The following is a 15396-nucleotide window of genomic DNA, read 5'->3' as shown; positions in this document are numbered from 1 at the left end:
GGGGGGGGTTTGGGGGGCGGTGTTGTTTTTTAATCTTAAAAATTCATTCCCCCGCGCCGGTTCGGGGGGGGGGGGTTTTTTTTTTCAGTTAAAACACCGACCCCGCGGTACGGCACTCAGCCCTGAGGCTGCTGCTCGGCCCACCACTCCCTCAGAGCCGCGACGGCGTCGTCGTGCGCCATCGGGCCGTTCTCCAGCCGCAGCTCCAGCAGGAAGGCGTACGCCTTACCGATCGCCGGGCCGGGACCGATCTCCAGCACCCGCTGGATCTCGTTGCCGTCCAGGTCGGGACGGATGGAGTCCAGCTGTTCCTGCTCTTGGAGCTGGGCGATCCGCTCCTCCAGGCCGTCATAGGTCCGGGAGAGCGCGTTGGCCTTGCGCTTGTTGCGCGTGGTGCAGTCGGAGCGGGTCAGCTTGTGCAGTCGCTCCAGCAGCGGACCGGCGTCGCGGACGTAGCGGCGTACCGCGGAGTCGGTCCACTCGCCGTCCCCGTACCCGTGGAAGCGCAGGTGGAGCTCCACCAGCCGCGACACGTCCTTGACCAGCTCGTTCGAATACTTGAGCGCGGTCATGCGCTTCTTGGTCATCTTCGCCCCGACCATCTCGTGATGGTGGAAGGAGACCCGTCCGTCGCTCTCGAACCGGCGGGTGCGGGGCTTGCCGATGTCGTGCAGCAGAGCGGCCAGCCTCAGCACCAGGTCCGGTCCGTCCTCCTCCAGCGCGATCGCCTGTTCCAGCACGATCAGCGAGTGGTCGTAGACGTCCTTGTGGCGGTGGTGCTCGTCACTCTCCAGTCGCAGCGCGGGCAGTTCCGGCAGGACCCGGTCCGCGAGACCGGTGTCGACCAGCAGCCCCAGACCCTTGCGGGGGTTCGAGGACAGCAGCAGCTTGTTCAGCTCCCCCTGCACCCGCTCCGCCGAGACGATCTCGATCCGGTCGGCCATGGCCTTCATCGCCGCGACCACCTCGGGCGCGACCTCGAAGTCGAGCTGCGCTGCGAAACGGGCCGCGCGCAGCATGCGCAGCGGGTCGTCGGAGAAGGAGTCCTCCGGGGTGCCGGGGGTCCGCAGCACACCGGCGGCCAGGTCCTCCAGACCCCCGTGGGGGTCGATGAACTCCTGCTCCGGCAGGGCGAGGGCCATGGCGTTGACGGTGAAGTCGCGACGGACGAGGTCCTGCTCGATGGAGTCGCCGTAGGAGACCTCGGGCTTGCGCGAGGTGCGGTCGTACGCCTCCGAGCGGTAGGTGGTCACTTCGATCTGGAAGTTCAGATCGACGTCTCCGACGCGGGCCGTCTTCTGCGCACCGACGGTGCCGAAGGCGATGCCGACGTCCCAGACCGAGTCGGCCCAGGGCCGGACGATCTTGAGCACGTCCTCGGGACGGGCGTCCGTGGTGAAGTCGAGGTCGTTGCCGAGACGCTCCAGCAGCGCGTCGCGGACGGACCCGCCGACCAGAGCCAGACGGAATCCCGCCTGCTGGAACCGGCGGCCGAGTTCGTCGGCGACAGGTGCGACCCGCAGCAGTTCACTGACCGCGTGGAGCTGCACCTGACTCAGGGCGCTGAGGTTGTCTTCATTGGCGTTCGGCACAACAGAAAAGGGTACGTGGCCGGACCGCCGTGGGCTTCCCCCTTTCCCGGCGGCCCCGGCGGGCGGCCCCGCGACCCGGGGACGATCATGTGGAGCAAGGCGCGGCACTCGCGCACAGCGCACCTCGTTACCATGCGTGGACGCAGAACCGACGACCACTGACACTTCGAGGAACGGGCGAGCGCGTGGCCGAGGCGGCAGACAACCAGGGGGCAGCCTCTGCCCCTGCCCGGCGCCGCTGGCTGAGGCGGGCGGTCGTCCTCATCACCGGGACACCGGTGCTGGCCGCCATGATCTACGCCCCCGCCCCGCCCGCACAGGCCGCGGAGACCCCCGTGGACGTCCAGCTGAACGAGCTGGCTCCCAGCGCCCCGGTCAAGAGCGACACGCTCACCGTCTCGGGCACCGTGATCAACAACGGCCGCGAGACCATCAAGAACGCCCACGTCGGGCTGCGCGTGGGGCCCATGGTCGGAGATCGATCGGCCATCGACGAGGTGGCGGACCGCAAGGGCTTCCGCCCGGGCGTGGATCCCGGGGAGATCGACTCGGCCTTCGCCGTGAACATCGACTCGCTCCCCTCGAAGGTCGGCAAGCAGTTCACGATCAAGGTCCCGGTGAACAAGCTCGACCTGGGCGCCGACGGGGTCTACCAGCTCGGCGTCTCCCTGTCCGGGAGCACCGACAGCCGCCCGTCCGAGCAGGTCCTCGGCATTCAGCGGACCTTCCTGCCCTGGCAGCCGGACGCCGCGGCCAAGCGCTCCTCCCTCACCTACGTCTGGCCCCTGATCTCCACCACCCGCGTCAGCGCGGAGACCGGCTCGGACGAGCTCCAGACCCCCGTCTTCCTCGACGACTCCCTCGCCGACGAGCTCCGCCCGGGCGGCCGTCTGGAGCGGATGGTCTCCCTCGGCAAGGACCTCCCGGTCACCTGGGTCATCGACCCCGACCTGCTCACCACGGTCGACGCCATGACCAAGGGGTACCGGGTCCGTGGCACGGACCCCGCGGGCAAGCCGGTCCAGGGCCGGAACAAGGCCGTGGCGGAGCAGTGGCTGAACTCCCTGGAGAGCGCCGTCCAGGGCAAGAAGGTCGTGGCGCTGCCCTTCGCCGACCCGGACATCGCCTCGCTCGCCCACCGCGGCAAGGACGTCTCGGGCACCCTCGGCCAGCTGCGGCCCGCCACCGACAAGGCGAAGAAGGCCGTCGAGACGGTGCTGCACATCACCCCGTCCACCGACTTCTCCTGGCCCGTGGACGGAGCCATCGACCCGTCGATCGTGAACGTGGCCACCTCCGCCGGCGCGCACAACGTCCTGACGCGCAGCGACAGCCTCCAGGAAAACGGTTCGCTGGGCTACACCCCGACGGCGGCCCGCCCCATCGGCGCGGGCACCACCGCCGTGGTGGCCGACGCCGAGCTGTCCACCGCCTTCGAGGGCGACATGGTCAACGCGGGGAACTCGACCCTCGCGGTCCAGCGGTTCCTCGCCCACAGCCTCGCCCTGAACCAGCAGAACAGCGAAGAGCCCCGCAGCTACGTGGTGACCCCGCAGCGCAGGCCCTCCGCCAGCCAGGCCGAATCGATGGCCATCGCCCTGCGCGGGCTCCAGGCCGCCCGGTGGACCCAGCCCTCGGACCTGGAGCAGGCGGCCGGCGCCAAGCCCGACCCCGGCGCCGCCACCCAGGTTCCGGGCGCCGGCCAGTACCCCGAGGCGCTGAGCAAGCAGGAACTGCCCGTATCGGCCTTCGAGCAGATCCGCACCACGCAGAACACCCTCGACCACTTCAAGGTCATCCTCAGCGCGCCGGACCGCGTGGAGATCCCCTTCGGGAACACCACCAACCGCGAGATGTCCACCACCTGGCGCGGACGTCCCGAGGAGGCCCAGAGCTATCGGGACCAGGTGCAGCAGTACCTGCTCGGACTGACCGGCAAGATCAAGGTCATTCCCAAGTCGGACGCCACCCTCTCCGGCCACAGCGCGACCATCCCGGTCAGCGTGCAGAACGGCCTCGTGCAGGACGTCCACAACCTGGTGCTGCGCGTGAAGTCCGCCAATCCGACCCGCTTGATGTTCGACAAAGCGGAACAAGAGGTCACCGTCCAGGGCGGGCACAGCCAGACGGTAAAGTTCACCGCCAACGCCACTGCGAGCGGCCCCGTCGAGGTCACCGCACGGCTCTTCACCAAGGACGGCGTTCCCTACGGCAAGGAACAGAAGTTCACCGTGGAGGCCACTGAGATCACCCCCACCGTCATGCTCGTCATCGCCGGCGGTGTTCTCCTTCTGGTCCTGGCGGGCATCAAGATGTACGCCAGTCGCAAGCGTGTCGCAGCGCGCGCGGCCGTGGAGGAGAGCACGCAGCCGAGTGACGAGTCCCCGGACACCGAACCGCAAAGCGGGGAGGGGTCCGGCCCGGGTGAGACAGTGGACCGTTGAGCGATGCCGTGGCCGGTCGGCCTGGGGACGATGAGGTGGGGTTGCGATGAACGCGCCGTACGACGGTGACCGAGCGCAGGGCTCCGGTGGGCCGGCGCCCGCTCAGGGCACTGCCCCGGGCACTCCTGTGCCCGGCCAGGTTCCGGCGCCCGCGCCCGCGCCTGAAAACGACCCGTACGTCCAGGACGCCTACGCCTACGACCCCTACCGGTCGCAGGACCTGTCGGCGCAGGACCCGGTGGCCGAAGTCCTCTACGACCGGGCCTCGCACCCGCCGCCGCCGCCGGGCACCTACCAGGAGGCCGGCCCCCTGTACGCGGCCCCGCAGGCCCCCTCGCACGGTCCCGACCCGCGCGTCTGGGCCCAGACCCCGCCGCCCGAACCCGACGGCCCGTCCCGGCACATGCCGTACGGCGACCACGCCACGACGACGCAGTTCGTGGGTGTGGACTCGCTCGTGACCAACGCCGGCGACGAGCAGCCGGAACCCGACGCCTTCCAGCACCTGTACCGGGACCAGCAGACGGCCCCCCGCACGCCCGCGGAGGAAGCCCCCGTCGCGGCGCCGGCACCGACGAAGCCCGCCGGCAAGGCCGCCGGCCTGCTCAAGTCGAGCGCCGTCATGGCGGCCGGCACCATCGTCTCCCGCATCACCGGCTTCGCCCGGACCCTGGTGATCGCCGGCGCCATCGGCGTCGCCACGCTCAACGACACCTACCAGGTCGCCAACACCCTGCCGACGATGATCTACGTACTCGTCGGCGGCGGCGCCCTCAACGCCGTCTTCATCCCGCAGCTCGTGCGGGCCATGAAGAACGACGACGACGGCGGAGAGGCGTACGCCAACCGGCTGCTGACCCTGGTCGTGGTGCTGCTGGGCGCCGTCACCACCATCTGCGTGCTCGCCGCCCCGCTGTTCATCGGGATGATGTCGCAGAAGATCGCCGACGACCCCGCTCGCCTCGACGTCGCGGTCGCCTTCGCCCACTACTGCCTGCCCACGATGTTCTTCATGGGCGTGCACGTGGTGCTCGGTCAGATCCTCAACGCACGCGGCCGGTTCGGCGCGATGATGTGGACCCCGGTCCTCAACAACATCGTCGTCATCGCCACCTTCGGTGCCTTCATCTGGGCCTTCGGCGGCTCCACCGCTTCCGGCATGAGCGAATCGAGCATCACCGCCGAGGGCGTCCGCCTCCTCGGCATCGGCACCCTGCTGGGTCTCGTCGTCCAGTCGCTGGCGATGCTCCCCTACCTCCGCGACGCCGGGTTCAAGATCCGCCTGCGCTTCGACTGGAAGGGTCACGGCCTCGGCAAGGCCGCCGGACTCGCCAAGTGGACCTTCTTCTTCGTCCTCGCGAACCAGATCGGCCTCGTGGTCGTCACCCAGCTCGCCACCTGGGCGGGAACGGTCGCCCAGGAGCAGGGCCACGGCGGCACCGGCATCACGGCCTACAACTACGCGCTGCTGCTCTGGCAGATGCCGCAGGCCATCATCACCGTCTCCGTCATGACGGCGGTCCTGCCACGCATCTCCCGCTCCGCCCACGACGGGGACGCCTCCGCCGTCCGCGACGACATCTCCTACGGGCTGCGCACCTCCGCCGTGGCGATCGTGCCGTGCTCCTTCGCCTTCCTGGCCCTGGGCGTCCCGATGTCGACGCTGCTCTACGCCAGCGCCGGCGACGATGCCCGCAACATCGGCTTCATCCTGATGGCGTTCGGGCTCGGACTGATCCCGTACTCGGTCCAGTACGTGGTCCTGCGCGGGTTCTACGCCTACGAGGACACCCGGACCCCCTTCTACAACACGGTCATCGTCGCCGCCGTCAACGCCGGTGTCTCCACGCTCGCCTTCTTCGTCCTCCCCGCCCGCTGGGCCGTCGTCGGCATGGCCGCCGCCTACGGACTCGGCTACGTGGTCGGCGTCGGAGTCGCCTGGCGCCGCCTCAAGGCCCGTCTCGGCGGGGACCTCGACGGAGCCCACGTGATGCGGACGTACACCCGTTTGATCGGCGCCTGCGTTCCGGCCGCCGTCGTGGCGGGCGCCGTGGCCTACGGCGTCACCCAGTGGCTGGGCAGCGGCGCCGCCGGCTCCCTCGCCTCACTGGTCGCGGGCGGCATCGCCCTCGGCGCGGTGTTCCTCATCGCCGCGAAGCGGATGCGGATCGAGGAACTCAACTCGATGGTCGGGATGGTCCGCGGACGTCTGGGGCGCTGATGCGCGTACCCGCCGACGATTCGGCTCCCCATCGTGTGTCGTGCGAAGCGCCGGACTGTGGGCACAATTGGCTTGGCTTCGCAGACTGGCCGACAGCGCGTAACGGATGGGGAGGCAGGGACGACGGTGGCGGAACGTAGCACGGCTGCCGTCGACGTGGCCGACAACGGCGGCGACGAGCCGCCGGCCGCACATGCGGCCAAGGCCACGGCCGACGGGGTGGACACCCAGAACGGACGAGCCGCGGACGGACCCGTGCCCGAAAGGGACGGCGAACGCAGAAGCGCGGCATCCGCGCCCGCGCCCGAACTCCACAGCGGTCACAAGCTCGCGAGGCGCTACCGCCTCGAAGAGTGCGTCACCCGTCTGGACGGATTCAGCAGCTGGCGTGCGATGGACGAGAAGCTCCGTCGCGCGGTGGGCGTCCACCTCCTGCCCGCCGACCACCCCCGGGCCCGCACCGTCTTGGCCGCGGCCCGTTCCTCCGCCCTGCTCGGCGACCCCCGGTTCGTCCAGGTCCTCGACGCCGTCGAGGAGAACGACCTCGTCTACGTGGTCCACGAGTGGCTGCCCGACGCCACCGAGCTGACGGCAGTCCTGGCGGCCGCACCGCTGGAACCCCATGAGGCGTACCAGCTCGTCAGCCAGGTCTCCCAGGCCATGGCCGCCGCCCACCGCGAGGGCCTGGCACACCTGCGCCTGACGCCCAGCGCCATACTGCGGACCTCCAGCGGCCAGTACCGGATCCGCGGCCTCGCCGTGAACGCCGCCCTGCGCGGCATCACCAGCGAGACCCCCCAGCAGGCCGACACCGAGGCCATCGGCGCCCTGCTCTACGCCTCCCTCACCCAGCGGTGGCCCTACGAGACCGACGCGTACGGCCTCGCCGGCCTGCCCAAGGGCGTCGGTCTGATCGCTCCCGACCAGGTCCGCGCGGGCGTCCACCGGGGTCTGGGCGAGCTGGCCATGCGCGCCCTCGCCAACGACGGGGCCACCGCCTCCCGTCAGGAACCCGCCTGCACCACCCCGGAGGAGCTGGCCAAGGCCGTCGCCGCGATGCCGCGCATCCGGCCGCCGGAGCCCGCCTTCACCGCGCCGCCGGAGTACCAGCACACCACTTACCAGCAGGGCAGCTACGGCCGTCCGGCCCCGTCCGGCCTGCCCCTCGCGCCGCCCGCCCCGGTGGGACCGCCGCCGCCGCCGTTGCAGAGCCGGACCGGCCGGGTCCTGAAGTGGGGCGTGGCCGCCCTCCTGATCGCCGCTCTCGGCCTGGGCAGCTGGCAGCTCGCCGACACCATCCTGGACCGCAACAAGGCGAACGGCGGCGAGAACACCCACTCGACGAACCAGGGCGAAGACGACTCCCCGGTGAAGAAGGACCCCATTCCTCTCTCCATCAGGGGAGCCACGGAGTACGCCCCGGACGGCAAGCCGCAGAACCCGGACCTCGTGCCCAAGTCCTACGACGGGGACACCTCCAGCTACTGGCGCACCAAGACCTTCGACGAGGGCCCCGAGATCCAGATCAAGCCCGGCGTCGGGATCGTCTACGACCTCGGCTCCGAGCAGGAGGTCAGTGCCGCGTCGATCGGACTGAGGTTCGGCGGGGGCGGCGGGGACCACACCACGCTGGCGCTGTACGCGGCCGACTCCCTGCACCCGAAGAACTCGGTCAAGGAGATGAAGAAGATCGCGGGCACGACGACCCAGGACACCACGGTGACCCTGACCGCCGAGGCCCCGGTCAAGACGCGGTACGTCCTGCTGTGGATCACCGCCATGCCGAACGCCCCGTACGCCGACTACAGCGGCGCCGGCTACAAGCAGGGCATCACGGACGTGAAGTTCAAGGGCTGACGCACGCCAGGGGAGGGGGCTCACCGTTGGACGAAGACCCGACCGGCGACCGCAGCGACCAGGAACTCCTGGCCCTGCACGTCGCCGGGGACCCAGACGCCTTCGGTGAGGTCGTGCGCCGCCACCGCGACCGGCTGTGGGCCGTCGCCCTGCGGACCCTCGGTGACCGGGAGGAGGCCGCCGACGCCGTCCAGGACGCCCTCGTGTCCGCCTACCGCGCCGCGCACACCTTCCGGGGCGACGCTGCCGTCACCACCTGGCTGCACCGCATCACGGTGAACGCCTGTCTCGACCGCGCCCGCAAGGCCGCCTCCCGCCGTACCGCCCCCCTCGCCGACACGGACCGGCTGGAGCGCCTTCTGGAGCCCCACGAGTCCGCCGAGGCCCCCGCGGAGCGCCAAGACCTCCACCGGCAGCTCCTGGCGGCCCTCAGCACCCTTCCCGCCGATCAGCGGGCGGCACTCGTCCTCGTCGACATGCAGGGGTACCCCGTCGCAGAGGCCGCAGACGTCCTCGGTGTGCCCACCGGCACCGTGAAGAGCCGCTGCGCGCGGGGCCGGGCGAAACTCCTCCCGCTCCTCACTCATCTGCGCACGAATGCCGGGGATAACACCGCCACCGAGCGGGGAAGGAACCGGACGCCGGGGACGGCCGTCCCACCAGCGGCGGAACCCAGGCAGCCAGATCCGAACGCAGACGCAGTGAAGGGCGGAGGTGGCCGACCGTGACCCCGACAACCGGCATGCCCGGCAGGACCGGCACGATCCGGCACCCGGAGGTTTCGGAGATCTCCGACCTCACCGAGGGGCTCCTGTCCCCTTCCCGTACCGCCGAGGTGCGCCGTCATATCGGTGACTGCGCCCTGTGCGCCGACGTCCGCTCCTCCCTGGAGGAGATCCGGTCCCTGCTCGGCACCCTGCCCGGCCCACCCCGCATGCCCTCTTCCGTCGCCGGACGCATCGACGCGGCCCTGGCCGCCGAAGCACTCCTGGACTCGACCGGCTCCCGCGCCGCCGCGCCCGCATCGGCACCGGCACCCGCCGCCGAAGCCGATGTTTCACGTGAAACATCCCCCACGGCTCCGGCTCGACCGGAAGTCCCCCGGCCCTGCGGCCCCTCCGGTCACCCGTCCGGCCCTACCGGACCCGGCCGGCGTCGCGCGCGCCGCAGGATCGGAATCCTGGCCGGCATCACCGGGGCAGCCGCCTGCGTCCTCGGCGGCTTCCTCTTCAGCGCCCTCGGCGGTGGCCCCGACCGTCCCACCGGCGCCAGTGACTCGGCGCGCGTCGCGAGCAGCCCGCAGGTCGACGGCGGGTACACGGCCCAGGGCCTCCAGGGCAGCGTCAAGCACCTCCTCGCCACGGGGGCACCGACCAACAAGACCATGGGGCTGGACACCACCTCTCCCGGTCTGGCCCCGTCCGACCGGCAGGCGTCCCCCGAGGAGGTCCCGCCGGTTCCGCCGTGCGTCCGGGAGTCCACCGGGCGCGCCGACGATCCCCTCGCCTCCGAGCGCGGGACCTACCGGGGCAAGGACGTCTACCTCCTCGTCCTTCCGCATCCGGGTGACCCTGCCCGGGTGGACGCCTTCCTCGTGCCGACGGGCTGCGTGGACTCTCCGGGACAGTCACCGGAGCAGCCGCTGCTGAGCAGCACATATCCCCGGAGCTGACGGACAGGGCGGCGGAGCGCAGAGCGTTCGCCGCCCCAGTGGGGAAAGCCGGGAATGCGGGCGCCGTAGGATCCGTTGGGTGGGGTGAGAGTCCGCACCGGCCCCCGGTAGGCACCACGAAGTCCGCAGAAACGAGGAAAGAACCCGTGAGCGACGTACGAAACGTGATCATCATCGGCTCTGGGCCGGCCGGTTACACGGCCGCCCTGTACACCGCACGCGCTTCGCTCAACCCCCTGGTCTTCGAAGGTGCCGTCACCGCCGGTGGCGCCCTGATGAACACCACGGAGGTCGAGAACTTCCCCGGTTTCCAGGACGGGATCATGGGTCCGGACCTCATGGACAACATGCGCGGCCAGGCGGAGCGCTTCGGAGCCGAGCTCGTTCCGGACGACGTCGTCGCCGTGGACCTCACCGGTGAGATCAAGACGGTCACCGACACCGCCGGCACGGTGCACCGCGCCAAGGCCGTCATCGTCACCACCGGCTCCCAGCACCGCAAGCTCGGTCTGCCGAACGAAGACGCACTCTCGGGCCGCGGCGTCTCCTGGTGCGCCACCTGTGACGGGTTCTTCTTCAAGGACCAGGACATCGTCGTGGTCGGCGGCGGCGACACCGCCATGGAGGAGGCGACCTTCCTCTCGCGCTTCGCCAAGTCGGTCACCATCGTCCACCGCCGTGACAGCCTGCGTGCCTCCAAGGCCATGCAGGACCGCGCCTTCGCCGACCCGAAGATCAAGTTCGCCTGGGACAGCGAGGTCGCCGAGATCCACGGTGAGCAGAAGCTCTCGGGCCTCACCCTGCGCAACACCAAGACCGGTGAGACCTCCGAGCTGCCCGTGACCGGCCTGTTCATCGCCGTCGGACACGACCCGCGCACCGAGCTGTTCACCGGTCAGCTCGACCTGGACGACGAGGGCTACCTCAAGGTCGCCGCGCCCTCCACCCGGACCAACCTCGCCGGTGTCTTCGGCGCCGGCGACGTCGTGGACCACACCTACCGTCAGGCGATCACCGCTGCCGGTACCGGTTGTTCGGCCGCCCTCGACGCGGAGCGCTTCCTCGCCGCCCTCGCGGACGCCGAGCAGGCCCACGCAGCCGTCTGACCCTGCTCCACCCCACACCCCACACCCCGTAGGAATAAGGAGGCCGCTGTGGCCGGCACCCTCAAGAACGTGACCGACGCCGATTTCGACGCCGAGGTCCTGGGCAGTGACAAGCCCGTCCTGGTGGACTTCTGGGCCGAGTGGTGCGGCCCGTGCCGCCAGATCGCGCCCTCGCTGGAGGCGATCGCGGCCGAGTTCGGCGACCAGATCCAGATCGTCAAGCTGAACATCGACCAGAACCCTGGCACGGCCGCCAAGTACGGGGTCATGTCCATCCCGACCCTCAACGTCTACCAGGGCGGCGAGGTCGTGAAGACCATCGTCGGCGCCAAGCCGAAGGCCGCGATCCTGCGCGACCTCGAAGGCTTCATCGTCAACGAGCCCAAGGGCGTCTGACACGCGCGATGTTTCACGTGAAACAGTGAAAGGGGCCGCCCCCGAGGGGCGGCCCCTTTCGCATGCCCGGCTGCTGTCCGCATGCCCGGGCTCCCACACGGCCGCCGCTCAGAGCGGGCGCAGCGCCGGTTCCTTCCGGGCGCGGGCTCCGCCCAACAGACGGTCCAACGCGAGTTCCACGTCTTCCTTCCAGGACAGCGTCGTCCGCAGTTCCAGTCGCAGTCGCGGGTGCGCCGGGTGCGGGCGCACCGTCTTGAACCCCACCGACAGCAAATGATCGGCAGGCAGCAGACAGGCGGGCCGCTCCCAACGCGCTTCACCGAACGCCTCGATCGCCTTGAACCCACGACGCAGCAGATCCTTGGCCACCGTCTGGACCATCACTCGACCCAGGCCCTGTCCCTGGTACCCCGGCATGATCCAGGCCGTGATCAGCTGCGCGGCATCCGAGGACACGGGACCGGTCGGGAAGGAAGCGGCGCGCGGCACGTACGCGGGCGGTGCGTAGAGCACGAATCCGACCGGAACCTCGTCCACGTAGACCACCCGGCCGCAGGAGCCCCAGTCCAACAGGACGGAGGAGATCCAGGCCTCCTTCTCCTGCTCCGAGGTACCCGTCCTCACCGCGGCCTCGCCGCTGACGGGATCCAGTTCCCAGAACACACAGCTCCGGCAACGCTTGGGCAGGTCCTGGAGGTTGTCCAGCGTGAGCGGTACCAGCCGACGACCCATGACCGCATCGTATCCACTGGCCCCGGTCGGTTCGACGGTGGACAGGCATGCTCCGGGCAAAGCAGAAGGGTGGTCCCCACCGGCTCGCACCCGGCAGGAACCACCCCTCGACGTCGTGGGGACTACTCCCCGGGAAGACCCGGCTCCAGTACCCGGCCCTCGCCCGGTGCCAGCGTGCCCAGGATCCGCTCCAGATCCTCCATCGAGGCGAACTCGACGGTGATCTTGCCCTTCTTCTGACCCAGGTCCACCTTCACCCGGGTCTCGAACCGGTCCGACAGCCGCGTCGCCAGTTCGCTGAGGGCCGGAGCCACCCGGGTACCCGCACGCGGACCCTTCGACTTCACCGCGCTCGACGGTTCGGAGGCCATCAGCGCGGTGATCTCCTCGACCGTACGGACCGACAGGCCCTCGGCGACGATCCTGCGCGCCAGTTCGTCCTGCGCCTCCGAGTCCTCCACCGCGAGCAGCGCCCTCGCGTGGCCCGCTGACAGCACTCCCGAGGCCACCCGACGCTGAACGGCCGGAGAGAGCTTCAGCAGGCGCAGCGTGTTGGAGACCTGGGGGCGGGAACGTCCGATCCGGTCCGCCAACTGGTCGTGCGTGCAGTTGAAGTCCTGAAGGAGCTGGTCGTACGCCGCAGCCTCTTCCAAGGGGTTCAGCTGTGCCCGGTGCAGGTTCTCCAGGAGCGCGTCCAGGAGGAGCTTCTCGTCCTCCGTGGCCCTGATGATCGCCGGGATGTGCGCCAGTCCGGCCTTCCCACAGGCACGCCAGCGGCGCTCTCCCATGATCAGCTCATAGCGGCCGGGGGTGGTCTCGCGCACAACCACCGGCTGGAGCAGCCCCACCTCCTTGATGGAGTGCACCAGCTCTGCCAGAGCGTCCTCGTCGAACACCTTGCGCGGCTGGTACGGGTTCGACGTGATCGCGTCCATCGGAAGCTCGGCGAACGTCGCCCCCGCAACCGATTCGATGCCCGGCCTGCTCTGCTCCGGCACGGACACCGGCTCGCTCGGCAGCGATGTTTCACGTGAAACATCGGCCGGTGCCGGCGAAGTGAGCTTCGCCGCGGCGATCCCTCGCTCGGATGTCAGTACCGGCACCGCCGACGGAGACGTCGACCCACCGCTCGTCACCGGCGTCTTCTCCTGCGGAGCCGCCGGAATCAGTGCGCCGAGCCCCCGCCCCAGACCCCTACGTCGCTCACTCACTGGATCCCCTCCGCCATACTCTGCGTGCTGTTCGTACCCGCGCCCGTGTGGGCGTTCTGGGCGTCGTATTGGATTCCTGCTCCCCGCAGGGCGATCTCCCGTGCCGCCTCCAGGTAGGAGAGCGCGCCACTGGAGCCCGGGTCGTACGTGAGCACCGTCTGTCCATAGCTCGGCGCCTCGGAGATGCGCACCGAGCGCGGAATGCTCGTGCGCAGCACCTCCTTGCCGAAGTGGGTGCGCACCTCGTCCGCCACCTGGGAGGCCAGTCGGGTCCTGCCGTCGTACATCGTCAGCAGGATCGTCGACACGTGCAGGTTCGGGTTCAGGTGGGCCCGGACCAGGTCGACGTTGCGCAGCAGCTGTCCCAGCCCCTCCAGCGCGTAGTACTCGCACTGGATCGGGATCAGCACCTCGGCGCCGGCCACCATGGCGTTCACGGTGAGCAGGCCCAGCGAGGGCGGGCAGTCGATCAGGATGTAGTCGAGCGGCTGTTCGTAGGCCTGGATCGCCCGCTGGAGTCGGCTCTCTCGGGCCACCAGTGACACCAGCTCGATCTCCGCACCGGCGAGGTCGATCGTGGCAGGGGCACAGAAGAGCCCCTCGACGTCCACCACCGGCTGGACGACCTCCAGCAGGGGCCGGCTGTCCACGAGCACGTCGTAGATGGACGGGACTTCCGCGTGGTGGTCGATGCCGAGCGCCGTGGAGGCATTGCCCTGCGGGTCGAGGTCGATCACGAGGACCCGTGCCCCGTGCAGGGCCAGCGAGGCAGCCAGGTTCACGGTCGTCGTGGTCTTGCCGACGCCGCCCTTCTGGTTGGCAACGACCATGACCCGGGTCTCCGCAGGCCGTGGCAGCCGGGCTCCGGCCCGTCCCAGCGCGTCGACCGCCACCTGGGCGGCGCGGCCGATGGGGGTTTCGTCGTCGTTGTCGACGAGGGGCGGGGCCGATGTTTCACGTGAAACATCCTCGCCCGAGTATTCGGAGCGGGGACCGGGGACCGGATCGGCCATCGGCCCCGCGAGGTTGGCGTCGGACCGCACGGTGTCACTCTCCTCGGCAGCGGGCTCGCAATGAGCAGAGCCTGCCATGTCTCCGGGGTTGCGAACCAGCGGGGCCCGTACTCCTGTGGATGAATCCACCGGTGTGGACAACTCTGTCACCCCCGTGCCTTTGCGGGGGCGGGGGGCCGCAGCAGCACGGCCGCGGCTGATGATTCCGTGCAGCAGAGAGCGACGTTTCACGTGAAACACGATGCCCGGACGAAGTCAGCCAGCCGCTACGACACTCCGAAATCCATACCTATAGGGCCCAACACGCCTGAAATAACGGGGTGGGCCCCACCTCTCCACGAGGGTCAGCGGCGCTTGCGCACCCGTCCCACCCGAGCGGCCTTAGCCCGCTTGGCCGCGAACCTCACCCCACCGGGGCTTTCTCCGACCTCGACCCGGACCACCGTGGACAGGGGATCCACCACGCCCTCGCCGACGTGGAGCACCGAGGTCTTCACCACACCGAGCTTGGCCAGCGCGGTCTTGGCCGCCACCAGCTCCTCCTCCGCGGTGTCGCCCTTGAGGGCGAGCATCTCGCCGTAGGGACGCAGCAGCGGTACGCCCCAACCGGCCAGCCGGTCCAGAGGAGCCACCGCGCGGGCCGTCACCACGTGGACGGGCTGCACCTTGCCGAGCATCTCCTCGGCCCGGCCCCGCACCACCGTGACGTGGTCCAGGCCCAGCAGCTCCACGGCTTCCTGAAGGAAGTTCGTGCGGCGCAGCAGCGGCTCCAGCAGGGTGATCTTCAGATCCCGCCGCACCAAGGCCAGCGGGATACCGGGCAGCCCCGCGCCCGAACCCACGTCACACACCGTGACGCCCTCGGGCACCACCTCGGAGAGAACCGCACAGTTCAGCAGGTGCCGCTCCCACAGCCGGGGAACCTCGCGTGGACCGATCAGACCGCGCTGGACCCCCGCATCCGCAAGCAGCTCCGCATACCGCACAGCTTCCGGGAAAAACTCACCGAACACCGCGCGCGCCTCTTCAGGCGCCGGGGGAAGCTCCGCTGCCTCCGTCACGGGGACCGTCCTTCCGTACAGAACCGCTCACGCCAGAACCGTGTCGTTCAACCGTGTCGTTCAGCCGTGTCGTTCAACTGTCAGGCTTACA

12 protein-coding genes are annotated in these 15396 nt (G+C 69.9%); 7 read left to right on the top strand and 5 right to left on the bottom strand.

Going from position 1 to position 15396, the window contains the following annotated elements; translation table 11 throughout:
• Nucleotides 1-116 precede the first annotated feature (116 nt).
• Nucleotides 117-1592: a CCA tRNA nucleotidyltransferase gene (locus ACIOD1_RS18565; protein ID WP_365616153.1), complete on the bottom strand. Its 1476-nt coding sequence runs from the start codon at nt 1590-1592 to the stop codon at nt 117-119.
• Between the two features lie 185 nt (nt 1593-1777).
• Between ACIOD1_RS18565 and ACIOD1_RS18560 the strand changes: the two genes are divergently transcribed.
• The 7 genes from ACIOD1_RS18560 (at nt 1778) to trxA (ending at nt 11288) form a co-directional block, all read left to right on the top strand.
• The gene (locus ACIOD1_RS18560; RefSeq protein ID WP_365616152.1) at nt 1778-4036 is read left to right on the top strand and encodes a DUF6049 family protein; all 2259 of its coding nucleotides are present in this window, start codon (nt 1778-1780) and stop codon (nt 4034-4036) included.
• 46 nt (nt 4037-4082) lie between these two features.
• The gene (gene murJ, locus ACIOD1_RS18555) at nt 4083-6257 is read left to right on the top strand and encodes a murein biosynthesis integral membrane protein MurJ (protein ID WP_365616150.1); all 2175 of its coding nucleotides are present in this window, start codon (nt 4083-4085) and stop codon (nt 6255-6257) included.
• Nucleotides 6258-6383: 126 nt separating this feature from the next.
• Nucleotides 6384-8114 carry a protein kinase family protein gene (locus ACIOD1_RS18550; RefSeq protein WP_365616148.1) on the top strand — a complete coding sequence of 577 codons (1731 nt, stop codon included), beginning with the start codon at nt 6384-6386 and terminating at the stop codon, nt 8112-8114.
• A 26-nt stretch (nt 8115-8140) separates the two neighbouring features.
• Complete coding sequence (sigM, locus tag ACIOD1_RS18545) at nt 8141-8842, top strand: RNA polymerase sigma factor SigM (RefSeq protein WP_365616146.1); 702 nt, start codon at nt 8141-8143, stop codon at nt 8840-8842.
• A complete protein-coding gene (locus ACIOD1_RS18540; RefSeq protein ID WP_401903369.1) occupies nt 8839-9786 on the top strand; it encodes a hypothetical protein in 948 nt (315 codons plus the stop codon). The genes sigM and ACIOD1_RS18540 overlap by 4 nt, the downstream gene beginning before the upstream one ends.
• 146 nt (nt 9787-9932) lie before the next feature.
• On the top strand, nt 9933-10892 hold the full coding sequence (trxB, locus tag ACIOD1_RS18535) for a thioredoxin-disulfide reductase (RefSeq protein ID WP_365616143.1): 960 nt from the start codon (nt 9933-9935) through the stop codon (nt 10890-10892).
• A 48-nt stretch (nt 10893-10940) separates the two neighbouring features.
• Nucleotides 10941-11288 carry a thioredoxin gene (trxA, locus tag ACIOD1_RS18530; RefSeq protein ID WP_365616141.1) on the top strand — a complete coding sequence of 116 codons (348 nt, stop codon included), beginning with the start codon at nt 10941-10943 and terminating at the stop codon, nt 11286-11288.
• Between the two features lie 108 nt (nt 11289-11396).
• On the opposite strand, the gene ACIOD1_RS18525 is transcribed toward trxA, so the two are convergent.
• The 4 genes from ACIOD1_RS18525 to rsmG form a co-directional block, all read right to left on the bottom strand.
• The gene (locus tag ACIOD1_RS18525) at nt 11397-12020 is read right to left on the bottom strand and encodes a GNAT family N-acetyltransferase (protein WP_401903365.1); all 624 of its coding nucleotides are present in this window, start codon (nt 12018-12020) and stop codon (nt 11397-11399) included.
• Nucleotides 12021-12142: 122 nt separating this feature from the next.
• Nucleotides 12143-13231: a ParB/RepB/Spo0J family partition protein gene (locus ACIOD1_RS18520; RefSeq protein WP_365616137.1), complete on the bottom strand. Its 1089-nt coding sequence runs from the start codon at nt 13229-13231 to the stop codon at nt 12143-12145.
• Entirely contained in the window at nt 13228-14322 is a 1095-nt protein-coding gene (locus ACIOD1_RS18515; protein WP_365616135.1) for a ParA family protein, read from the bottom strand. Before ACIOD1_RS18515 ends, ACIOD1_RS18520 begins: the two co-directional genes overlap by 4 nt.
• A 266-nt stretch (nt 14323-14588) precedes the next feature.
• A complete protein-coding gene (gene rsmG, locus ACIOD1_RS18510; RefSeq protein WP_365616133.1) occupies nt 14589-15305 on the bottom strand; it encodes a 16S rRNA (guanine(527)-N(7))-methyltransferase RsmG in 717 nt (238 codons plus the stop codon).
• Between the last annotated feature and the right edge of the window lie 91 nt (nt 15306-15396).

Source organism: Streptomyces sp. NPDC088097, from assembly GCF_044741845.1.
GTDB lineage: Bacteria > Actinomycetota > Actinomycetes > Streptomycetales > Streptomycetaceae > Streptomyces.
Note: the sequence above shows the minus strand (reverse complement) of the source record. Positions and strands in the feature narration are given on the sequence as shown.